The 22,864-nt window shown below is 51.6% G+C and carries 21 protein-coding genes and 1 pseudogene; all 22 read right to left on the reverse strand.

Annotation, left to right across the window (positions count from 1 at the left end; translation table 11 throughout):
- Position 1 precedes the first annotated feature (1 nt).
- The 22 genes and pseudogenes from EJQ19_RS08200 to EJQ19_RS08300 all read right to left on the reverse strand — a co-directional run bounded on the left by EJQ19_RS08200 (position 2) and on the right by EJQ19_RS08300 (position 22,834).
- Positions 2–736 carry a hypothetical protein gene (locus EJQ19_RS08200; protein ID WP_126140718.1) on the reverse strand — a complete coding sequence of 245 codons (735 nt, stop codon included), beginning with the start codon at positions 734–736 and terminating at the stop codon, positions 2–4.
- Positions 737–917: 181 nt separating this feature from the next.
- On the reverse strand, positions 918–2,393 hold the full coding sequence (locus EJQ19_RS08205; protein WP_126140719.1) for a protein adenylyltransferase SelO: 1,476 nt from the start codon (positions 2,391–2,393) through the stop codon (positions 918–920).
- The gene (locus tag EJQ19_RS32810; RefSeq protein ID WP_126140720.1) at positions 2,390–4,441 is read right to left on the reverse strand and encodes an ABC transporter ATP-binding protein; all 2,052 of its coding nucleotides are present in this window, start codon (positions 4,439–4,441) and stop codon (positions 2,390–2,392) included. Before EJQ19_RS32810 ends, EJQ19_RS08205 begins: the two co-directional genes overlap by 4 nt.
- A 17-nt stretch (positions 4,442–4,458) precedes the next feature.
- Positions 4,459–5,352, reverse strand: coding sequence for an ABC transporter permease (locus tag EJQ19_RS08215; protein WP_126140721.1), 894 nt, complete (start codon positions 5,350–5,352; stop codon positions 4,459–4,461).
- Between the two features lie 37 nt (positions 5,353–5,389).
- A complete protein-coding gene (locus EJQ19_RS08220; RefSeq protein ID WP_420901666.1) occupies positions 5,390–6,007 on the reverse strand; it encodes an ABC transporter permease in 618 nt (205 codons plus the stop codon).
- 60 nt (positions 6,008–6,067) lie between these two features.
- A pseudogene (locus EJQ19_RS33015) lies at positions 6,068–6,316 on the reverse strand (ABC transporter permease); the annotation flags it as partial.
- Positions 6,317–6,337: 21 nt separating this feature from the next.
- Entirely contained in the window at positions 6,338–7,990 is a 1,653-nt protein-coding gene (locus EJQ19_RS08225; protein WP_126140723.1) for an ABC transporter substrate-binding protein, read from the reverse strand.
- Between the two features lie 27 nt (positions 7,991–8,017).
- Positions 8,018–9,355, reverse strand: a complete 1,338-nt coding sequence (locus tag EJQ19_RS08230; RefSeq protein ID WP_126140724.1) for an LLM class flavin-dependent oxidoreductase — start codon at positions 9,353–9,355, stop codon at positions 8,018–8,020.
- A 148-nt stretch (positions 9,356–9,503) separates the two neighbouring features.
- Positions 9,504–10,385 carry a LysR family transcriptional regulator gene (locus tag EJQ19_RS08235; protein ID WP_126140725.1) on the reverse strand — a complete coding sequence of 294 codons (882 nt, stop codon included), beginning with the start codon at positions 10,383–10,385 and terminating at the stop codon, positions 9,504–9,506.
- Positions 10,372–11,580 carry an MFS transporter gene (locus EJQ19_RS08240; RefSeq protein WP_126140726.1) on the reverse strand — a complete coding sequence of 403 codons (1,209 nt, stop codon included), beginning with the start codon at positions 11,578–11,580 and terminating at the stop codon, positions 10,372–10,374. Before EJQ19_RS08240 ends, EJQ19_RS08235 begins: the two co-directional genes overlap by 14 nt.
- Positions 11,581–11,627: 47 nt before the next feature.
- Positions 11,628–11,843, reverse strand: a complete 216-nt coding sequence (locus EJQ19_RS08245; RefSeq protein WP_126140727.1) for a hypothetical protein — start codon at positions 11,841–11,843, stop codon at positions 11,628–11,630.
- A 96-nt stretch (positions 11,844–11,939) separates the two neighbouring features.
- On the reverse strand, positions 11,940–13,262 hold the full coding sequence (locus EJQ19_RS08250) for an LLM class flavin-dependent oxidoreductase (protein ID WP_126140728.1): 1,323 nt from the start codon (positions 13,260–13,262) through the stop codon (positions 11,940–11,942).
- A gap of 15 nt (positions 13,263–13,277) precedes the next feature.
- The gene (locus EJQ19_RS08255) at positions 13,278–13,808 is read right to left on the reverse strand and encodes a GNAT family N-acetyltransferase (protein ID WP_126140729.1); all 531 of its coding nucleotides are present in this window, start codon (positions 13,806–13,808) and stop codon (positions 13,278–13,280) included.
- Between the two features lie 12 nt (positions 13,809–13,820).
- Positions 13,821–14,297, reverse strand: a complete 477-nt coding sequence (locus tag EJQ19_RS08260) for a DinB family protein (RefSeq protein ID WP_126140730.1) — start codon at positions 14,295–14,297, stop codon at positions 13,821–13,823.
- Positions 14,294–15,478, reverse strand: coding sequence for an amidohydrolase (locus EJQ19_RS08265; RefSeq protein WP_126140731.1), 1,185 nt, complete (start codon positions 15,476–15,478; stop codon positions 14,294–14,296). Before EJQ19_RS08265 ends, EJQ19_RS08260 begins: the two co-directional genes overlap by 4 nt.
- A 19-nt stretch (positions 15,479–15,497) precedes the next feature.
- Positions 15,498–16,508, reverse strand: a complete 1,011-nt coding sequence (locus tag EJQ19_RS08270; protein ID WP_126140732.1) for an LLM class flavin-dependent oxidoreductase — start codon at positions 16,506–16,508, stop codon at positions 15,498–15,500.
- A gap of 33 nt (positions 16,509–16,541) precedes the next feature.
- The gene (locus EJQ19_RS08275; RefSeq protein ID WP_126140733.1) at positions 16,542–17,294 is read right to left on the reverse strand and encodes an amino acid ABC transporter ATP-binding protein; all 753 of its coding nucleotides are present in this window, start codon (positions 17,292–17,294) and stop codon (positions 16,542–16,544) included.
- On the reverse strand, positions 17,291–18,001 hold the full coding sequence (locus EJQ19_RS08280; protein ID WP_126140734.1) for an amino acid ABC transporter permease: 711 nt from the start codon (positions 17,999–18,001) through the stop codon (positions 17,291–17,293). The genes EJQ19_RS08275 and EJQ19_RS08280 overlap by 4 nt, the downstream gene beginning before the upstream one ends.
- Positions 17,998–18,774, reverse strand: coding sequence for an amino acid ABC transporter permease (locus tag EJQ19_RS08285; protein WP_126140735.1), 777 nt, complete (start codon positions 18,772–18,774; stop codon positions 17,998–18,000). The genes EJQ19_RS08280 and EJQ19_RS08285 overlap by 4 nt, the downstream gene beginning before the upstream one ends.
- Positions 18,775–18,813: 39 nt before the next feature.
- The gene (locus EJQ19_RS08290) at positions 18,814–19,689 is read right to left on the reverse strand and encodes a transporter substrate-binding domain-containing protein (RefSeq protein ID WP_126140736.1); all 876 of its coding nucleotides are present in this window, start codon (positions 19,687–19,689) and stop codon (positions 18,814–18,816) included.
- 145 nt (positions 19,690–19,834) lie between these two features.
- The gene (locus EJQ19_RS08295) at positions 19,835–20,725 is read right to left on the reverse strand and encodes a LysR family transcriptional regulator (protein ID WP_126140737.1); all 891 of its coding nucleotides are present in this window, start codon (positions 20,723–20,725) and stop codon (positions 19,835–19,837) included.
- A gap of 426 nt (positions 20,726–21,151) precedes the next feature.
- Positions 21,152–22,834 (reverse strand): glycoside hydrolase family 13 protein, encoded by a 1,683-nt coding sequence (locus EJQ19_RS08300; RefSeq protein WP_126140738.1) that lies wholly within the window; start codon positions 22,832–22,834, stop codon positions 21,152–21,154.
- Positions 22,835–22,864: the final 30 nt, after the last annotated feature.

Here is a 22,864-nt window from a genome sequence, read left to right on the forward strand (position 1 = left end):
TCTAGTTCTTATAATATTTGGTTTGCTTGATGAGCGTATCGATTTCCTGCATGCAAGGCATCTTCTCAATGTCACCGATTTCAAGACTGTCCAGCCTGGATATTTCCAGCAGGAGTTTGTCGAGCTTCAACAAGATTTCCTCATTCGTTCCTAAAGAGCTGCTTGTAAATGAAAGGTACTCGCTATAGACGGCTTTTCTTTCTTGAAGCAGGGCCGGTGGAAGCTTGGAGGAACCCGCCCCCGTCACGCTTTTGAACTCCGTTTCATCGAAAGCACCCAATCTATTCAAGATACTCTTCAAATTGCGATAAAACAGATGCTCGATCTCCTGGATTACCGAAACGAATCTTGCATAGCTGAGTTCGCTCGCTTCAAACCGTTGATTGAGCGTTTCGAGCAAAGTTGCCTTCTTCTTCTGAATCCGCTCCAGCTGGCTTAAAGCCAAACGCATAGGCTCTTCGAGCACCTTGACTCGTCTGTAGTGCGACAACGCCTCAACGTAATCTTCTTGGGTTTGGATTTGCTTTACCGGTACAGCAGCGGGCAATTTGAAGATCAGACTGTACGTTCCATAAAGCAAAGCCAAAGCGCTTGCCAGAATCAACGTCGCGCCAAAAGCCGTCGAAAGCGCCGATGCTCCGAATGCAACACCAATAAATCCAGGTGAGAACACCGTAATGTTCACCGCGACAATACCACAGATAAGACCGAAAAGTTTTATGTATCTGGTACCCATTCAAACGCACACCCCTCTGCCTTGAAACATATTCAGTTTCCAAAATGATACCATATTTTCCCTATGGCGTCCTTCAAAAAAAATCCATCGCCCCTAAATGGCAGCGATGGATGCTAGACTGACTTTTAACTTGTTTAGACCTTCTTCTACATATATGCGGACCAGTTGTACCAGCCTTGCTTCACGTACCGCAATAAGTGCGATAAGGTTCCGATGACGGCACAGGCAGAGCGGCGAAATCAGTTTGCTCGGGGGCGTGTGCGAAAGGCGCTGCAAGCGCTGCAAGAAGCCTTTCTATGCTGCTGTAATCGCCTTGGTTTACAGCGGCCTGCAACGCCTCCTCAACCCGATGGTTGCGAGGAATCACCGCAGGGTTACGGCGGCGCATCAACTGATGCGAGGAAGCTTTGGACTCCGGCTGCCTGCTCAATCTCGCCTCCCAAAGCGCCAGCCACTGTGTAAATTCCGGAGTACCGGACAGGGCCGTATCTTCATACTTGTCCCATGTTAATGCTCGAAATGTATTCGTATAGTCTGCACGATAGATTTGCATGATGCGAAGAAGCTCTTCGATGAGGCTTTCATCCTCAGGCTCTTCGTGATAGATGCCCAGTTTCTCTCTCATCTCCGAGAGCCACGTATGATGATACAGCTTGAAAAAGTTAGAGATTTCTTCCTCAATCAGCTGAACCGCCCGCTCCTCGCTCTCATCCAGCAGCGGGATCAACGTTTCCGCGAATCTTGTTAAATTCCATGCCGCCATTTCCGGCTGCTTGCCAAATGCGTAGCGCCCTTCCGTATCACGGGTACTGAATACGATATCAGGGTCGTACACATCGAGGAAAGCACAGGGCCCGTAATCAATCGTTTCTCCGCTGATCGTCATATTATCCGTGTTCATCACCCCGTGGACAAAGCCAACGAGCTGCCATTTGGCGATCAACACCGCTTGACGCTTCATCACTTCCTGCACGAGAAAAAGATATCGGTTCTCCGCCTTTTCACTCCCTGGAAAATGTCTTCGTAAGGTGTAATCCGCCAGTGTGCGAAGTTCATCCCGTGTGCCAAAATGAGAAACATACTGAAACGTCGCAACGCGCAGATGACTGGCCGCTATGCGCGTCAGGACAGCGCCCGGCAGCTCGGTTTCGCGTCGAATGGATTCGCCAGTCGCGGCTACCGCTAGGCTGCGGGTTGTCGGAATCCCAAGTCCATGCATGGCCTCACTGATGATATATTCCCGCAGCATCGGCCCCAACGCCGCTCGCCCGTCATAGGTCCGAGAGTAGGGCGTCTGCCCTGCTCCCTTCAATTGAATGTCAACCCGCTCACCTTCGGGCGTGATCTGTTCGCCAAGCAATAGCGCGCGGCCATCCCCTAACAGCCGAAAGTGCCCAAACTGATGCCCGGCATAAGCCTGAGCAAGCGGCTCAGCGCCTTCGGGAATCTCGTTGCCGGCAAAAACAGCGCTAGCCTCAGCGCTGCGCATAGCTTCGACATTCAACCCCAGAGAGACGGCAAGCGCATCATTCACGAGGATTAACTGTGGCTCCCTCACCGGGGTCGGGTTAAGCCTGGTATAGAGTGACCCAGGGAGCCTGGCGTAACTATTGTCAAAGTTCCAACCCGCATCTTGACTGGTAGTATTCTGTCTCATTGATTCTCCTTCCCTGCTGGCTGCAACGGAAAGTGACATGCCGTCCAATGCCCCTCTCGAATCGGAAGCAGCTCCGGCTGTTCTTCTCTGCATCTTGCTGTTGCAGCAGGGCATCGGGTATGAAAACGACACCCGGATGGCGGGTTTGCCGGAGAAGGAATTTCCCCTTTGATTTCAACCCACTCGCTTCGCTTGGCAGGATCGGGGGAAGGAATGGAGGAAAGCAGCCCCTTCGTGTAGGGATGGGCAGGATGAAGGAACAATTCCTCGCTGGGCGCAATCTCAACCAGTTTGCCTAAATACATCACACCGATGCGGTCCGACAGGTGGCGCACTATATTTAAACCATGGGCAATAAATAAGAACGTCAGCCCGAGCTTTTTCTGCAATTCCTGCAGCAAATTCACGATTTGGGCCTGCACGGATACATCGAGCGCCGAAACGGCCTCATCCGCAAGGATAAACTTGGGATTCAGGGCAATCGCCCTAGCGATCCCGATTCGCTGCCGCTGCCCGCCCGAAAACTCATGCGGGAACCGGTCATACATGGAACGGCTCAACCCAACCAGCTCCAACAACGCCTCGACCTTCGCGCGTTTCTCTGCTTTGCTGAAGGATTCATGGATATCGAACGGTTCTCCGATGATGTCGCCAACCCGCCAGCGCGGGTTCACCGAGCCATACGGATCCTGAAAAATAATCTGCATATCCCGCCGGGCTTCCTGCATGTGCTGGACCGACAGCTTGGCAAGGTCTTTCCCTTCAAAAAGAACCTCGCCCTCTGTCGCTTGCTCCAGCTGCAGCAGAATGCGGCCAAGGGTTGACTTCCCGCTGCCGGATTCACCGACGAGCCCAAAGGTCTCCCCTTTTTGGATGAAAAAGGATACATCGTCAACAGCCCGAATAGCGGACTTCGCGCGGCTGAATGCGCCTTTCCCGATCGGGTAAAATTTACTCAGCCCTTTGACTTCGAAGAGCATCTCTCTCGCAACCGCAGGCTGCTCTGTCCTTCCAGTAAGCTGGCTGATCTGCTCAGCATCCGCTTCTCCTATGGGCAGCTGCCAATCTGCCAACTGAACCAGATCCTCCGCATACCAGCAAGCGGTGAGCCGTTCATGGACAGCGCGCAGCGGCGGGCTTTCTTGCTTGCAGCGTTCCGTAGCATACGGGCACCGGGGATGAAAGCGGCAGCCGGCCGGCAGCTCGGAGAGGCTCGGAATCGTTCCCTCAATGGAGAACAAACGAGAAGAACGATTGCTTTCCATCGTTGTGATCGAACGGAGCAGTCCTCTTGTATAGGGATGATGCGGCTTTTCAAATAGTTGCTGGACGCTCGCTTGTTCAACGATTTGTCCAGCGTACATGACGATAATTTTGTCCGCCATCTCGGCGGCGATCCCCATATCATGCGTGATGAGAAGAATCGACATGTTAAACTCGCTTTTCAGCTCTTGGAGCAAACGAAGAATCTGCGCTTGAATCGTCACATCCAGCGCGGTTGTCGGCTCATCCGCAATCAGCAGTTGGGGATTGCAAGAAAGCGCCATCGCGATCATGGCCCGCTGGAGCATTCCGCCGGAGAGTTCGCCGGGATATTGATTCATCCGGATTTCCGGCTCGGGGATGCCGACACGTTGTAATAAATACACAGCGCGCTCCCAAGCCTGCTTCCGATTCCCCTGCTTGTGTTCCAGGATCGCTTCGATGATCTGACTCCCAATCGTGAATAAGGGATCAAAGGCAGCCATCGGCTCCTGGAACACCATCGCCATCTTTTTCCCGCGCAACGTCCGAAGCTCTTTCTGGGATAAGGCGGTCAGATCATCCCCTTCCAGCGCGATGCGGCCTGCGGCAATTCGGCCATTCTCATAATCGATGAGACGCATCACCGCTTTGGACGTGACGGATTTGCCGCTGCCGGACTCGCCGACAAGGCAGACGGTTTCCCCTTGACTCATCGTGAGAACAACATCCTGAACGGCGGTGAGCGCGCCTCTCTTCGTTTGAAATTCAACCTGCAACTGATCAATCTCAAGCAATTGTTTCAAGTACGGTCGCCTCCTGACTATCCCCTTCTTTGCTTGGGATCCATGCTATCTCGCAGTTTATCGCCAATTAAATTCACCGATAAGACAAAGACCGTGATTGCGAGTCCCGGGAACGTACAGATCCACCAAGCGACGGTCAGATAACCTCTTCCTTGGGACAAGAGAGTCCCCCAATCCGGTATCTCTTTGATCACGCCCAATCCCAGAAAGCTGAGTCCCGCTCCGACCAGGATCGAAGAGCCCAATCCGATCGTTGCCATGATTAACATCGGCGACCACGCATTCATGAGCACGTGGCGGAAAAATATGCGTAAAGAAGATGCGCCGATCGACCTGGAAGCTGTAATAAAGGAACGGTGTTTAATGCTTAATATTTGACCCCGCATCACCCTCGCGTACTGGGGAATGGAGGCGGCCGCAACGGCAAAAATGAGATTAAATAAATGCGGCCCCAGCGCAGCCGCGATGGCCAGCGCCAGAAGAATGCCCGGAATCGTCATGAGCACATCAATAATTCGCATGAAGATCGTGTCAATGACACCGCCAATGTAACCGGATGCCGCACCGATGCTGCCTCCGATCAAGCCTCCAGCCAGAACGGAAGCAAATCCGATAAAGAGCGAATCCCGACTGCCATACACAACAAGACTGAAAATATCTCTGCCAAAATAATCCGTTCCAAACCAGTGCGACCCGCTGGGCGCATGCAAGATTTGATCTGTCAGCATCGTCGAAGGCGAATACGGCGCAATCCATTGCGGAAACAAGGCACAGCCAACCATAAACAAGGTCATGATGGCGGCTGCAATGACAAGTATTTCGGAGGCATTCACGGATAAGGAACTATTTTTCCATCGAAGGGACCATTTATCTTTCTGCCATATCGTTCTTGTGGTAAGAACATCTTTCATTCTCTCAGCTCCTCTCCATTCTGATGATACAGGCGATTTATTGCGTGCGACGGACCCTCGGGTCAATGAATACATAGGAAATATCGACTAGCAGATTGACGACTACGTAAATGATTGCCGAGAAGAAAACCACACCCTGTACGACAGGCAAATCCTTGGCCATAATCGCGTCCGCGAGAATTCTGCCGATCCCCTGTCGGGAGAACACCGTTTCGATCACGACGGTTCCCGCCATCAGATCTCCAATATGGATACCGATAATGGTGATGGCAGGAATCAAGGCGTTGCGCAGCGCATGTCGATACATGACAAGTCGTTCCGAGAGCCCCTTCGCACGCAGGGTTACAATAAAGTGCTCATTCATAACCTCCAGCATGGAATTCCGCACCATGCGAACGATAAATCCGGCACCTACAAAGCCAAGGGTGACGGAAGGCAGCACCAGCGTGATGAGTCCTTTTGAACCCATGGCAGGAAACCAGCCTAACGAAACAGAGAAGATGAGGATCAGCAGAATGCCGGACCAGAAGGTGGGCATGGAAATCCCGAACAAACCTACAATTCGAGCTAGTACATCAATCCAGCGATTGCGATGGATCGCAGAAAGAACACCGAGCCCGACACCGATAACGGTAGAGATGATCGTGCTTGCCAACGTCAGCGCTAAGGTGGCCGGGAAATGTTTCATAATTTTGGGCAGCACAGGCTCGCTGTTTAATAACGACTTGCCGAAATCCCCGCTCAGCATGGCCGTGAAATAGTGCCCGAACTGGATATAGAAGGGCTCATTGAGCCCTAACTGATGTCTTAAGTTCGCTATAGCCTCGGGAGTCATCGAGGAAGGATCAATCATGGACAGTACGGGATCCCCCGGGAGAACATACAGAATGCAGAAAACAAGGATTAAGGAACCAAGGATGACTAACACAGAAACGATAAGCCGCTCCGTCAATATCCTGCTCATGTCGGTTAGCTCCTTACTTGATTATTTTTGAATAAACACATCGTTAAAGAGCGGATAGCCCAAAGAATCGAATTTCAAGCCTTTTACCGTCTTGGAGGCGGCTACCGTGTAAGGGAACACATAAACCGGAATGATAACCGCATTGTCGATAATCGATTTCTGAATTTGTTTATACAGTTCTACGCGCTTCTTATCGTCGGTCTCGACGGCGCCCTGCTCCAGCCACTTATCGACTTGAGGATCGGAAAGTCCAGACAGCGTTGGTCTGCCTTTCGGATCTCCCGTATGATAGAACGCATACAGCGCATTCGGATCCGAGTTGACCTGGCTGTTTCCGTAAATATCGTAATCGCCCTTCGTATAGATGACGTTGGCGGTATCTTTCGTAATCTCAACCTCGACTGCGATGCCAATTTTTTTCAACTGTTGTTGGATAATTACAGCAATGTCATTGCGCTTCTCGCGGTTCGGTGCGCCATCTACGTAGTGCAGCGTCAGTTTCTTGCCGTCTTTCACCCGTATGCCGTCAGCCCCGGTCACCCAACCTAATTCATCCAACAGCTTATTCGCTTTCGCAATATCGGGTTTCACGCCGTTTTCCAGCGATGCATCATAGCCAAAAACACCGGGAGAGAGCGGAGACCAGGCGCGTTGGTACGTTCCGAGATATAACGTCTTGACAATGGCGTCGACATCAATGGCGGCTTGCAGCGCTTGCCTCGCTTTCACATCGTTCCAAGGCGCTTTGCGCAGGTTAATAAACAGCGTGTACGGCAGCCCTGTCGTGTTCGCTTGAAGGACTTGCAGGCTGGCATCTGACTTCAGAGACACCACGTTCTGCGGAGGAATCGTTTCCCCAGCAAGTACTTGCTTGCTTTGCACACTGCCTATGCGTGTTGCTTCTTCCGGAACGATGCTGAATGTAATTTGGTCCAAATACGATTTGCCTTTGTTCTCTACGATCTCAGGAGCCCAGTTATAGTCAGGACTACGCTTTACTTGAATGGAGGCATTCTCCTCCCACTTCACGAAGGAAAAGGGGCCGGAACCGACAGGGTTCTTGCCGAACTGGTCGCCATACTTTTTGGCTGCAGTCGGGGAGACAATCCCCAGCAGCGCTTGACTGAGATTGCCCAAGAACGCTCTGGACGGCGTTTCCAAATTGATTTTAATCGTATATTCGTCAATCACTTCCGAGGACTTATAAGGCTTAAGGAGGGCCGCGGAATTGGCCGCTTTCGTTGTCGGGTCCAGAATCCGATCGTAATTGAATTTAACAGCCTCGGCATTAAACGGCGTACCGTCCTGGAACTTCACATCTTTGCGAAGCTTGAACGTGTAGCTTAAGCCATCCGGCGCCACCGTCCATTCGGTTGCAAGCCACGGCTTGATCGAGCCGTCAGGCAACTGAACGACCAGGCTGTCGTAGATGGTGCGAAGCACCCTGACCGCGACGGCAAGCCCGCTGCGGTGCGGGTCGAGAGAATCCGGCGATGTAGCCAGCGCATAGGTGAGTTCTCCCCCAACCACGGCCGTTTGCTTGGCTTCTTGCTTCGTACCGGAAGTGGGAGCGGCATCCGTGGTGCCGTTTTGCGGTGAACTGCATGCTGTTAATGCGAACACGAGCGCTAAGGATACCGCGCTATATCGGATCCAACCTTGAAATCGACTCATTTTCAATCCCCCTATAATTAACAAGCTTTATTGGTTGCTAACCGTTTCTTTGACATACCGATTTTCCGGAAAAGGAAGCCCCAAATGACCGCGAAGCGTATCCGCTTCATATTCCGTACGGAAGATACCTCTTTCCTGTAAAATCGGAATGACCAGATCGACGAAGTCGTTCAACCCGTTCGGAACGCCGGATCCGACGATGAATCCGTCTGCGGCCCCGCTTTCAAACCACGCTTGGATGCGATCCGCAACTTGGGTTGGCGTGCCGCTGAACAGCGGTCTTGGCGTTGCCGCTTGCAGCGCAACTTGACGCAGGGTCAGCCCTTGCTCCTTGGCGTTTTGCTTGATGCGGTCGGTCGTGCTCTGGAAACTGTTCTTGCCCAGATCCCCCAGCTCAGGGAATGGCGCATCGACATCATATTGCGTAAAATCATGATGCTCAAAATAGCGGCCTAAATACGCGAGCGCTTCCTCAATCGTGACCAGATTCGCCACTTCTTGATATTTGCGTTCGGCTTCTTCTTCCGTCGCGCCAATAATCGGCCCAATGCCCGGCATCACAACGATTTCATCCGGATTTCTTCCATACCCCGCCGCTCTGCTCTTTACATCTTGATAAAAGCGTCTGGCATCCTCCACCGTCGGCTGACCTGTAAAGATCGCATCGGCCTCTTTGGCTGCCAGGTTTTTACCATCCTCCGAGGAGCCCGCTTGGAAAATAACCGGTCTGCCTTGTTTCGATCGCCCGATATTCAGCGGTCCCTGCACTGAGAAAAATTCTCCTTTATGGTTAAGGCGGTGCAGCTTCTCCGGATCAAAGAAGACGCCCGATTGTTTATCCCGAATAAAGGCATCATCTTCCCACGAATCCCACAACCCTTTGGCAACCTGCAAATATTCAGCAGCAATACGGTAACGCTTCGGATGATCCGGATGGTCTTCAAGCTTCTTATTGTAATTCAAAGCCGAACCTTCCAGTGGAGAGGTCACGACGTTCCAGCCCGCCCGGCCGCCGCTTAGATGATCCAACGAGGAGAACTGGCGCGAAACCGTAAACGGCTCACTGTATGAGGTGGATAACGTGCCAACCAAACCGATTTTGGAGGTGACGCCCGCCAAAGCGGAAAGAATCGTAATGGGCTCGAAGCGATTTAAAAAATGGGGGATCGATTTCTCATTGATATATAAGCCATCAGCAATAAACAATAAATCAAACTTGCCAGCCTCCGCTTTCTGCGCCTGCTGCTTGTAATAATTGAAGTTCACACTGGCATCCACGATCGCATCCGGGTGTTTCCACGATGACATGTTGCCGCCAACGCCATGAATAATGGCTCCGAGTTTCAGTTGTTTTTGTTTAGCCATGACAATCACTCCTCATTTTTCAATAACTTATAATTCCCATTGTTTTTCTTGGTTTAAAGCTTTGCATTTACTCTACACGCTGCCAAAAGGGTGGTCAATCGTAGATCAAGATGTTCTATTGATGAATAGAACAGTTCTATGTAGCGCACTATTTCCAACCCGCTGCCGTCAAGGCATCCAATACGAACAGCGAATAATCAGGACTCGATTCCTTGAGCGTAATCAGATGGGTCCGCAATGAAAGCCCGCCTAATGCTGGAATCGAAACAGGCACAAGCAGTCCGTCTTTCACCTCTTGCCGTACACAAAGCTCTGGCAAAAAGGCGACACCGATCCGCTTCATCACGAGCTTTTTCGCAGCCTCCGAGTTATCGATCTGGTATTGAATCAAGGGCGGTCGATCAAGCGCGGCAAAAAGACGGTGAATCTTCGCCCAATCCAGCGATCCGCATTCAAAAAAGACGAGGGATTCGCGGCTAACATCTTCCATCGTCAACTGCTCCATGCGAACAAAGGGGTGCCCCGGATCGACGTAAAGACCAATCGGATCCTCGTAGTAGGCCCAGCTGCCGATGTGGGGATGGGTTATATTCCTAACAAAGCCGATATCGATTTCTTTCCTTACAAGCTTCTCCAGAATCACTTCGGTCGGAGCTGTCGTTACGTTGATTTGAAGGTGGGGATGATTCCTCTTGATGAACGGAATCATCTCTGGCAAGACATAGTTGGACACTGTAACCGTACATCCGATTCTCAGCTCATCCAAAGATTTGTTCACATGCAAAAGCTGCTGCTTTCCCTTCTTGTATGTTTGAAGAATCTGCTGAGCAAACGGGAGAAATTGTTTCCCTTTCTCCGTAAGCTTGAAGTTCCTTCCTTCTCTCACGAACAGCAGCGTGTTCAGATCCCGCTCCAGCGATTGAATGCGGGCCGTAACCGAAGGCTGAGATAGAAACAAAGCATCCGCTGCTTTATTGAAACTATTAAAATGAATAACATAGACGAAGGCTTCAATATTATCGATATTCATGTAAACTCTGCTTCCCCTTTGCACTGGATTGCTCCTTCTTCATGATGAAAGCAGCACCTAGCAAGGTGATACCCGTAAGAAGAAAAACCGCTTCAATCCCCAGCCATCCGCCAATGACTCCGCCAAGTAGCGGGCCCATGACAATGCCGAACTGACTTGCCGATTGGTTCAAGCTGACCGCCCTGCCACGGAAATCAGACTCTGCATATTTAACAATAAGCGCATTCAACGCGGGGTACACGGCTGCAAAAAAGAGGCCGTAACTAAAACGGAGAATGCCGAAGCCGACAAGATGATGGACGACAAGCTGCAGCAGATTGCCAATTCCCCCTCCGAGCAATCCAACAATCAGAATCTTCTCATAGCCGACTCGCCCGCCAATGATCCCCCAACGTGGCCCCATGATGACCGTAGCCACGCCGACGGCCGAGAACACAATGCCTGAACTGAGCGCAGCGTTAGCCGGTGTTTCCCCCAGGTGTGCCACATAAATCGTCAAGAGCGGCTCCAAGGTCATGACCGAGGTGGTGACGATTAAAGACAGTAAGAAGATCCGCATTAATTGGCGGTTGCCTGCAGCGTACCGCAGATCCTTCACGACACTGAGACGTGCTCCCTCCTGCCGATTGTGAACTTCCTTCACCCCTACGAGGACGATAAGCACACACAAGAGTGTGATGGCGCCGGAGGCAAGGAAACACGCCCGCAATCCCAGCCAATGAGATAGCGCGCCCCCCACGAGCGGCCCGATAATGCCGCCGGCAGCCGACGACGTAGAGATGACGCCTAACGCATAACCGACGTGCTTCTCCGGCGTATTCGTGCCGACCAAGGCGATCGATGCGGGGCTAAAGCCCGCCATCAGCCCTTGAAAAATCCGAACTAGGATGAAGGTGAAGGGATCCCCTACGAAATAGTTGGCGAAATGAGCCAAGCTTAACCCTATGCCAGACCGAATCAGATTCGGTTTGCGACCATATTTATCCGCGAGGGCTCCCCAGAACGGAGCGCACAAACCGCTGATCAAAAAGCTGATCGAGATCGAAATGCCCGACCACACTTCCAGCCAGCTTTGAATGCCCAAATCATGTTGCAAGAAAACAGAAAAAAACGGAACCGACAGCGTAAACGCCATATGGTTAAAAAATAAGCTGATCCACAGCATGTAGAGATTGCGTTTCCAGTAGCGCTCCATGTGGCCCCCATTCAAAGCGTGTCAGCCGTCTCCCTTCCGCAGCACGCTCAAAATAAAGGCAACCGGTAGGCATCTCCCTCTTCGGAATAGAGTATGGCTTCAGAACTGTATAAATCAACCTGTACGAGAGGTGTTTGAATAGACCCCACTGTTAACTTATTGGCCTTTAAGGCATGAATTAAGGAAGGGATCAGTTTATGATCGGTACCTAATAAGTTGACATTCACCAATTCTTGATTAAAAACAATTTGTGTTTTCTGCACAGCCTTCTCCTCCTTAAAAAGAAAAATAGCATGGATGTATACATCCATGCTTCCGGATAACCAGTCAGCTTGTGAATTCCAACGATATGCGATTTGTTATACCTTTACTTTCGTGTACCGGTTCTCAGGAATCGGCACTCCTAAATTCCCACGAAGCGTATCGGCTTCGTACTCGGTTCGGAAGAGTCCGCGCTCTTGCAGGATCGGAACGACATAATCGACGAAGTCATCGAGGCCCTTTGGCAGCGCTGCGGCAATAATGAAGCCATCTGCGGCATGCTCTTCGAACCAGGCTTGCACGCGATCCGCGACATATTCCGCCGTTCCGGTAAATTCACCGCGCGGTGTAGCCACATTTAATGCAACTTGACGCAGCGTCAAATTTTTCTCCTTGGCCGTCTGCTTGATTTTATCGGTGCCGCTGCGGAAGCTGTTGCTGCCGAAATCGCCTAAATCCGGGAAAGGCTCATCCAGCGGATATTGGGAGAAATCATGATGCTCAAAAAATCTCCCCAAAAAGTCCAGCGCCTTGTCGATCGTGACCAGGTTCGCGACCTCCTGGTATTTGCGTTCCGCCTCTTCTTCCGTGCGGCCAATAATCGGGGCAATACCAGGCAAAATCACAACCTCATCCGGGTTCCGCCCTGCGGCTGCAGCACGCTGCTTGATGTCCGCATAATAAGCTTTCGCTTCATCAATCGTTTCATGGCCGGCAAAAATGGCATCGGCCACCTTCGCTGCGAACGCCCGCCCATCCTCGGAGGCGCCTGCTTGGAAAATAACAGGCTGCCCCTGCTTGGAACGGGCAATGTTCAATGGCCCCTGAACGGAGAAGTACTCGCCTTTATGATTCAACGTATGAAGCTTGCTCGGATCAAAGAATACGCCGCTCTCTTTGTTGCGAACGAAGGCATCATCTTCCCAGGAATCCCACAGCCCGCGTGTGACCTCCAGATATTCATTCGCAATCTTGTAGCGCTCAGGGTGCGAAGGATGCTCAGCTTTGCTGTAGTTTTTGGCGGACCCTTCGAGGGGTGAAGTCACGACATTCCAGCCGGCCCGCCCTCCGCTGATCATGTCGATCGAAGCAAACTGCCGAGCGATCGTGAAAGGCTCGCTGTAGGAAGTCGACACCGTTCCGACGAGGCCGATATGCGTCGTAACCGAAGCCAGCGCCGATAGAATCGTGATCGGTTCAAAGCGATTGAGAAAATGGGGGATCGATTTCTCGGTAATGTACAGGCCATCCGCGATAAATACCAAATCGAATTTCCCCGCTTCGGCTTTTTGTGCCTGCTGCCGATAAAAACTGATATTTACACTGGCGTCCGTAATTGCATCCGGATGTCTCCAACCCGATACGTTGCCCCCGACGCCATGAATGATGGCACCTAATTTGATTTGTCTTGGTTTCGTCATAAAGTCCCTCTCCTTTCACAAGATGGCTGCTGTCTGTATGTGCAGGCGATAGCTTTTCACAAGAATTTCGCCCTTTTGGATATCTTTGTCGTACGCACGTTCAAAACCCAATCGCTCGTACAGCTTTACTGCGGATTCCATCATATCCGAGGTGTGCAGATGAAGTGTATCTGCGCCTAAAGCTGCAGCGCGTTTCACATTCTCCTGGATGAGCGCGGTGGCGATGCCCTGCCCTCTGGCACTTGGCGCGACCGCCAGCAACCGTAGAATGGGGGATTCAATGCCGAGCTCCGGCGAGTCATAAGCGGCATCCGAGGAGTGAAACAGCTGTGAGCTGCCCACGACTTCATCATCAATTAGAGCGATAATGCGTGCAATGGGTCTCTCGCTATCGACGGAAGCCAAAATATTTTCCTTATATTGTTCCCAGCCTTCGGGTGGCAGAACGGACTGATATTGCCCATAGGCTTCCTCCAGCACTCTGCGAATGGCATCCCGATCCTCAGCCGTCGCTTCACGAATGCGTACCTCTTTGCTATCCGGCATGGTTGCCCCTCCTTATACACGCGCTTTCAAGACGTTCTTAATGCGCTCGAGCTGCCCCAAATGATGCTGAACGTGCGCGATGAAAGAATGCACCACATCCGCCAGCGTCAACGTTTGACCTTTAAAATTGACACCGGTTTTCGCCCAATCCTCCGCCGATAAGCGCTGAAATAAGGATGTGTTATAAATGAGCAAGGCTTGAAAAGCCGCTAAAATGTCGGACGCCGAGCCCCCATTCGCCTTCGCGCCGCTCACCCACGCATCTTGGTCAAACGCCGGCAATTGAGCCGTCGCTCCGGCAAGAATCGCGCGAATCCGGAAGGACACGACAAGGTTATGATCAGCCAGATGTGACAGTACTTCAGTGAGACTCCATTGATCTGAGCGGGGCTTCCACGTCAGTTGCTCTTCGCTGATGCCCGCAATGGCCTCCTGCAGCTGCGCATGTGTGTGTAAATAGGCGGAGAAGTCTGGAATCGTTATACTCATTGTGGTCCCTCCTGTGAAATGGTAGATGATAACTGGTGCAAAGATGCTTGAGCTGCAAAAGTGAAATAATCGGCGGTGCTCAGCAAGGCTCGCTCATCGAGATCAAAGGCTGGATGGTGCCATTCCTGCGAGCCCGAGGTGCCCACGAAGACGAACACCCCCGGAACCTGCTTCTGGTAAAAAGCAAAATCTTCCCCTGCAGGTGACGGCGCGGGTGCAAGGACGGTTAAACCGGCTTGCTTTGCAGCACCTTCAGCTAACAAAGCCAAGTTCGCGTCATTGACTACCGCTGGCGGCCCTTTAATCCATCGCACGGTGGCTTTCGTTCCGTATGCGGCCGCTACTCCGTGAACGACTTCCTCCAACCTTCTGATGACCACAGCACGTACATGTTCATCAAACGTCCGCAGCGTCCCATCCAAAATCGCCTTCTCCGGAATGACATTCCAGGCGGTCCCGCTGTGGATCCGCGTCACACTGATGACAGCGCTCTGCAAAGAGCTGATGTTCCGACTCACGATCGCTTGCAGCGCTGTGATGATATGTGCCCCCGTCACGATGGGATCGATGCCCGCTTCGGGAACCGCCGCATGCGTCCCAAGGCCTTCCACCTCGATGGCAAAGCCGTCGGCTGCGGCCATCAGCGGTCCGGATGTGATCCCGATTGTCCCGACGGGCAAATCCGGCTTGTTGTGCAGGCCAAAAATTGCCTGCACGCCTTGCAGCGCACCGCTGGCGATGACCAGCTCCGCCCCTTGCGCTTTCTCCTCGGCCGGTTGGAAAATGAACCGAACCAGGCCCTTCAGCTCCGCTTCGCGCGCTTTCAGCTGCAGCGCTGCCCCAAGCACAGCCGCCGTATGGAAATCGTGGCCGCAGGCATGCATTTTGCCTGGCACCTGCGAAGCGTATGGCAGCCCTGTGTCTTCTTGGATAGGCAGCGCATCAATATCGGCCCGAATCGCGATGATCGGTCCTCCACCGCCAACCTCGGCAATCAGGCCCGTTCGGAGCGGATATTCATCTGCGATGCGAATGCCCGCTTCGATGAGCTTGGCGCGAATGGCAGCAGTAGTCTGCACTTCTTCGTGGGATAATTCCGGAAATTGATGCAGCTGCCGCCGAAATGCAATCAGTTGCTGCTCTAGAGACGTCCGTGTCTGCTCCAAGATAGAATCACTCATTCTGCTCTCCCCTTCCGCCTTATACCGGTAATTCCGAGAAAGCTTCACTTAACAGCTCAAAGGAGCGCAACCGTTTCGCGAAATCTTTGACGGACGTTGTGACGATGAATTCATCAATGCCGTACTTCTGCTGCAGCTCCAACAGCTTGTGCCGCACCGTCTCCTTGGTGCCCTTCGTAATCTCCGCTTGCTTCACTTCCACAGTGAATTTCGCTTGCGTTTGGCGGCCGTACTCCTCCGCTTGCTCGATAGTGCCGACCGTTAAGGTTTTGCCGTTCTCCAGATGGATCTTGACATTCTTATATTCGCCAGCCAGCTCGCTGGCTTCTTCTTCCGTATCTGCGACGATCAGCGAGAGCGCAAGCAGCAGCTTCGGCGTTGTGCCGTGATCATGGTTAAAATGTTGACGATACGCTGCGAATCCCGCTTCGGCCACCTCTTGGTCGCCGTTGATGAACTGCGCGAACACATACGGCAGCCCGGCTTCCGCTGCTGATTGCGCACTCGCAGCGCTGGCGCCCAGGATAAAAATGTCCGCAGGCAGGGGCGGAATCGGAGAGACGCGCAAGCCCTTGAGCGGATGATCCTCCCTCAGTTGATTACCCACAAACTGCTGCAGATCATCCAGCTTCTCCGCCAAGGAGGGCGCCTCCGTAATTCCTTGCTGCAGCGCTTTGGTGGAGCGGGGAAGTCCGCCAGGCGCGCGGCCAATGCCGAGATCCACCCTGCCCGGCGCCAGCGTAGCCAGCACGTTGAAGTTTTCAGCCACTTTATAAGGGCTGTAGTGCTGAAGCATAATACCGCCCGAACCGATGCGGATTCGCTCTGTTTTAGCCAGTAGATGTGAAATCAGCACCTCCGGCGAAGAGCCTGCAACCTGTTCGGAATCATGATGCTCCGATACCCAGAAGCGGTGGTAGCCCAGCGCTTCTGCCTTTTGCACAAGCGCAATTGTATGCTGAAAGGCATCGTAAGCCGTTTCCCCCGGAAACACGACGCTTTGATCCAAAATACTAAGTTTAATTCCCATAATCGTTCACTCGCTTTCCATTGTGACTATCGACTAAATGCTATAGCTCCACTCGGGCGTGAATCGTTTTAAAAATTGTCGGGTGCGCTCTTCCTTCGCATTGCCGAAAATATCCTGCGGCGTACCCTCCTCCACAATGACACCTTGATCCATGAAGACCACGTGATTGGACACTTCGCGGGCAAAGCCCATCTCATGGGTCACGACAATCATCGTGATGCCCTCTTTGGCGATTTTCTGAATCACCTCGAGCACTTCGCCCACGAGCTCGGGATCCAGCGCCGAAGTAGGCTCATCGAACAAAATGACCTCCGGGTTCAATGCCAGCGCCCGTGCGATGCCTACCCGCTGCTGCTGTCCGCCGGAAAGCTGGCTGGGATAAGCGTCGAGCTTTGCGCCAAGTCCTACCTTCTCCAGCACTTTCACGCTGGTTTCCCTGGCCTTCTCCTTGGATTGCCTTTGAACAATGACGAGTCCTTCCATGACATTTTCAAGCACCGTTTTATGCTTAAACAGGTTATAATGCTGAAACACCATCGCCGTTTTTTTCCGAAGGGTGTGAATCTGCTCTTTGCTCGGTTTCTTGCAATTCACCGTATAATCGCCGATCGTGACCTCGCCTTGCCCCGGCTTCTCCAAATAATTCAAGCAGCGCAGCAGGGTCGTTTTTCCCGAACCGCTTGGCCCCAGTATGCAGACGACCTCGCCTTTTTGCACGGTGAGGTTGATGCCTTTCAGCACATCGTTTTTCCCGAACGACTTGGTAATGTTGGTCAGTTGAATCATGATACGCCACCTCGGTTGTACAGATTAATCCTTCTTTCCAGCAAGCCGGCTGCCCGTTCAATCAGGAACGTAATCCCCCAGAACAACAAGGCGGCGGCAATGTAAGCTTCGAAAAACTTCCAATTGGTCGTTGCCACGATCTGCGCCTTCGCGTTAATCTCAACGACCGATACCGTAAAAGCGAGCGTGGAGCCGTGCAGCATCCCAATCAGTGAGTTAGATAAGTTCGGCAGGCTGACCGCGAGCGCTTGCGGCAAAATAATGCGGCGAAGCGCCTGCGGTGTCGTCATCCCGATCGAATGCGCTGCTTCCATCTGCCCTCGATCTATGGCTCCGATGCCCGATCTGACGACCTCGGAGAGATAAGCCCCGGCCGTTATTGAAAAGGAGATGAAAGCAAAACCAATCATCGGGATCGAGGCCGCCCGGAAGCTTAAGCCCAAAGCTGCAGCTGTTCCGTCAATGACCATCGGCAAGCCGAAATAAATCAGCAGCAAATGCATCAACATTGGCGTACCTCGAATGAAGGTTACATAAGCTGTTGCCAAATAATGCAGAAAAGGAACCCTGTATAGTCGGATTAAAGCCGACGCTGTGCCGATCAGAAAGCCGAAGAAAACGGAAACGACCGTAATCATGAGCGTTGTCGGCAAGGCGGACAGCAGTTGAACAAAGGCCGTCCATATAAATCCAGGATCAATCTTCATGCCTGAATCCCCCCTTTATCCGGCTGCGATGCCCAGGCACTTTTGAACCAGCGGCGCGACAGCGGCTGCCGCTCTTCGTTCACAAGCGGCTGCTCGTGTTGAAGCAGACGTTTCTCGATATAAATGAACAACTTCTCCAGACCATAGCAGATAACAAAATAGATGAGGGATAACGAAATATACGTCTCCATAAAATGTTGTGTCGCTGAACCTAGCGTCTGTGCTTTCCCCATGAGCTCCATCGCACCGAGGGAAAACGCCAGCGACGTATCCTTCAGATTCGCGATCAGCAGGTTCGCAAAGTTCGGCAGTGCAATCGCCAGCGCCTGCGGCAGGATGATGCGGCTGAACGCTTGATAGCCCGTCATCCCGACGGCATAGGCCGCTTCCACCTGCCCTCTGTCCACAGCTTTCACCGCAGCTCGAATGACTTCCGAGATGTAGGCTCCCGCATGTAAAGCAAAGGCCAGAATGACGAATGCGAGTACCGGCGCTTTCGACACATCAAGGTGAACGGCCTTCAAGATTTCCGGCAGACCGTAGTAGATTAGAAAGAGCTGAATCAAGATCGGCGTACCTCGGAAGAAGGACACATAAATTTGCGACAACCGCTGTAGCAGCGGAACCTGATACAGCCGGGGCACCGCAATAAGAAACCCTACAACGACACCGAGCACCATCGAACAAGCCACGATGAATAAGCTGATAGGAATATAGGCAAGCAATTTAGGCAAAAACTCAAACACATAGGTGATATCGAATTGGTTGGCCATAACGGCGATCTCACCTTTCGTATTGTCGTGGAATGTGTGTTAATCTTCTTTTTTTGTAAAATCTCCGCCCAGCCACTGCGTGCTCAGCTTTGACAGCGTGCCGTCAGCCTTCACGGCTTTCAGCGCATCATCGATTTTGCCTGCTAGTTCTTGCGCATCTTTATCGTTTTTGCGGAACAAGAAGCGAACTTCGGCTTCTTCAATGATCGGTCCCACCGCTTTTAATTTGCTTTGCGGATCAACCAGCGGCAGCAGGAAGTCCGCTCCAAGCGAAGCGTCCACGCGCCCTGTCGTCAATTGATTGACGAGATCGTTGGCCGCGCCACTTTGATACACAATTTTAATCGCGTTATCGTGCGCTTTGTTGTAATTCTCCAGCAGCGTCGCTTCGGCGCTGGTCGCCGTCGTGAGCGCCTTCTTGCCCTTCAGATCATCGATCGATTTAATCGTCGTATTATCCTTCGCGACGAGCACTTTCGTTTTCCAATAAGCATAAGGCTCGTTATTAAAGTAGTACTTCTCTTCCCGTTCCTTGTTTTTCTCAATTTCATGGGCGACGAAGTCAATTTTGTTCGTCTCCAGGCTGAGCAGCAGGTTGGCGAAATCCATTGTTTTGAATTCAAACTCATAATCCGGCAATCGTTTATCCAGCTCTCGGACTAACTCGATATCGTAGCCCGTCAGTTTACCGTCTTTATCGAGGAAAGCGACGTTCGGAAACTGTGTGCCTGTGCCTACGATAATTTTTTTGACTTTAACGGGCGCTGCAGATGCTGCCGTAGAGGCAGCCGGCACTTTCGTCCCCTCTGCCGCGGCCGAAGTGGATGCAGTCGTCGTTGTGCTTTTGGAGCCGCAGCCTGCTGCCACCAAAGCCAACGTAAGTGTAGTTACTGTAAGTGTCGCAATTTTTTTCATTCGTGAACCCCTCCATTATGTTTACCATGTGACAATTCTTATAATTCCTACTTGTTTTGTATGAATTAGGTTATGCATTTAATTTAACATGGTGTTCCGAATCTGGATAATAGAGTTTTTCTATACCCATATATAAAAATTAAATTTACCCGGAGATCGTTTGCGCAATGCCTCTGCACAGTTCCAAGGCTCGATTGAAGAATAACCCATTTTCCCCATTTAACGCGATCATGTTCGTCTGTAAAGAAATACCTTCAGTTTCGGGAAACGGAATGGGAAACAACTTCTTCTCCCTTACTTCCTGCTGTGCGCAGAGACTGGGCAGGAACGCGATCCCGACGCGCTGCAGAACCAGCTTCTTCGCCGTCTCGAGCGTATCTGTCTGATACTCGATGTTAGGAGGCTGGCTCATGCTGGCGAACAAGCGGTGGATTCGCATCCAATCCAGAGAGCCGCACTCAAAGAAAACCAGCGGATACTCACCAATCTCATCAATGGAAACCGTTTCTTTGCCGATAAAAGGATGACCTTCATACACATAGAGACGTATTGGGTCTTCATACGCAGTGGCCGACAGCAGATTGGGATGACTGATGTTGCGGACAAAGCCCACATCCAACTCGCGACCCAGCACTTTATTGATGATCTCCTCGGAAGGGGCTGTTGTCAGCTTATAATTCACGTCCGGGAATTTTTGCTTCAGCTCGGGAAGAATGTTTGGGATGATATAGTTGGAAACGGACACTGTACACCCTAATCGTAGCTCGTTCGGCAGCGTTCGCTTCTGTTTTAATTGAATTTTACTTTTCTGAAACGTCTGCAGGAGCTGCTGGGCATAAGGGAGAAATTTCTTCCCGTCGTCGGTGAGCGAAATTTGCTTCCCGATCCGCTCAAACAAGCGGCAGTCTAACTCCCGCTCGAGTGACTGAATGCGGGCTGTCACGGACGGCTGGGAGAGGAACAGCACATCGGCCGCCTTATTAAAGCTGCCATAATGAATGACATAAACGAATGCTTCGATGTTTTCAATATTCAATTTGAGCACTCCATTCATCGAATTGAATTAAACTTATTATTCCAATGAAATAACTTGGTTTTATGAAATTTAACTATAGATCAACACCCCAAAAAGTGTCAATAGACAAAGAGAAACGTACTTTGCGAAATGTTGAAAAAAGCCGCCAAATTGGCGGCTTGGCGGCTTTTCCTATACGGATATTTTCATCATATCATGGGCGCCAAGGTGACCTTCGCCTTGATTGCCGCGTCGCACGCCGATACACTCCAGCATCCCTCAGCAAATTTCCAGAAAAAGCCCATGCTAAACAACTTAACAATTTTGTTGTGGTTTCTTTCAATAAAGTCATCAGGATACCGATCACGAGCGCATCAAGAAAAAGCTGAAAGGCATGAGCCCGGTACAGTACCGAACTCATGCCTCACAGGCTGCATGACATACAACCTAACGCAGCTTGAATAACTGCGCTTCATAAGGGCGCAGCTCCAGACGCTGCAAATCCGTATGCTCCGCGGCACTATAGTTGCCAATTAGCTGCTCAAAAGATGTATACGCAACTGTTGTCGGAAGCTCGAACGTGACCGTCGCCTCATAGAAATTCAAAACCACGAGCAGTCGCTCCTCACCTAATGTCCTGGTATAAGCGTAAATGCGTTCATCTTGTTCCAGAAGCGCTTCATACTTGCCGTAGACAATGACGTCCTGCTGCTTGCGGATTTCGATGAGTCGGCGGTAATAATGGAACACGGAATCCGGGTCGCTCAGTGCCTCCGCCACATTGATCTCCTTGTAGTTCGGATTCACGGAAAGCCAAGGCGTTCCTGCTGTAAACCCGCCATGCGCAGTCGTATCCCACTGCATCGGAGTACGGGCATTATCTCTTCCTTTGCTGTAGATGGAAGCCATAATGTTCTCAACGCTATGTCCCGCTTCGCGGTATTCCTTGAACATATTGAGTGTCTCGATATCCCGGTACTGCGCAATAGACTCAAATCGAACGTTCGTCATCCCAAGCTCTTCGCCCTGATAAATATAAGGCGTCCCTTGGAGGGTATGCAGCAGCGTAGCCAGCATTTTCGCGGAAACCTTGCGGAATTCGCCATCATGACCAAACCGGGAAACCATGCGCGGCTGATCATGATTATTCAGATACAGACTGTTCCAGCCTTTGCCGTACATGTCGTTCTGCCATTTGCTCATAATGCGTTTAAAAGCTGACAGGGTCCATGGTTGAACATTCCATTTGCCGCCAGGACCGGAGTCGATGTCCATCAACTCGAACTGGAACACCATGCTTAGCTCGCCGCGATCCTCGCCTACATACTGAATCGCATCCTCCGGCGTTACGCCGATCGTTTCCCCCACGGTCATAATATCGTACTTGGACAGCACTTCACGATTCATCTCCTGCAAGAACTCATGAATGCGCGGCCCGTTCATAAAATAGTCGCCGCCAAAGTTATATTGACCTTCGCCCGCGGCATCCGGCAGTCCTTCCACTTTGCTGATGAGGTTAATGACATCCATGCGGAAACCGTCAATGCCTTTATCCAGCCACCAGGTCATCATCTCATACACCTCGCGGCGAACTTTCTCATTTTCCCAGTTCAGATCCGGCTGTTTCTTGGAAAATAAATGCAGGAAATACTGGCCCGTCGTTTCATCGAGCTCCCAGGCCGGTCCGCTGAAGAAAGAAGACCAGTTATTCGGCTCCTTCCCATCCTTGCCATCACGCCAAATATAATAATCCCGATAAGGATTGTCTTTGGACTTGCGGGACTCGGCAAACCACACATGCTCATCCGAGCTGTGGTTGACGACGAGATCCATAATCAGCTTCATGCCGCGGCTATGCAAGCCCTCCAGCAACGCTTCCCAATCCGCAATCGTACCGAAGTCATCCATAATGCTTTGGTAATTGCTAATGTCATAGCCATTATCATCATTCGGCGATTCGTAGACGGGGGATAGCCAAATGATGTCCACTCCGAGCGCCTTCAAGTAATCCAGCCGGGAAATGATTCCAGGAATATCCCCGATGCCATCCCCGTTGCTGTCCTGGAAGCTGCGCGGGTAAATCTGGTACACGACGCTTTCTTTCCACCACGTTCTTTTCAAGTTGTTCATGACGTGACTCCTATCCGTTTCTCTTTATCT

Origin of the sequence: Paenibacillus whitsoniae, assembly GCF_003955665.1 — a bacterium.
Classification (GTDB): domain Bacteria; phylum Bacillota; class Bacilli; order Paenibacillales; family NBRC-103111; genus Paenibacillus_E; species Paenibacillus_E whitsoniae.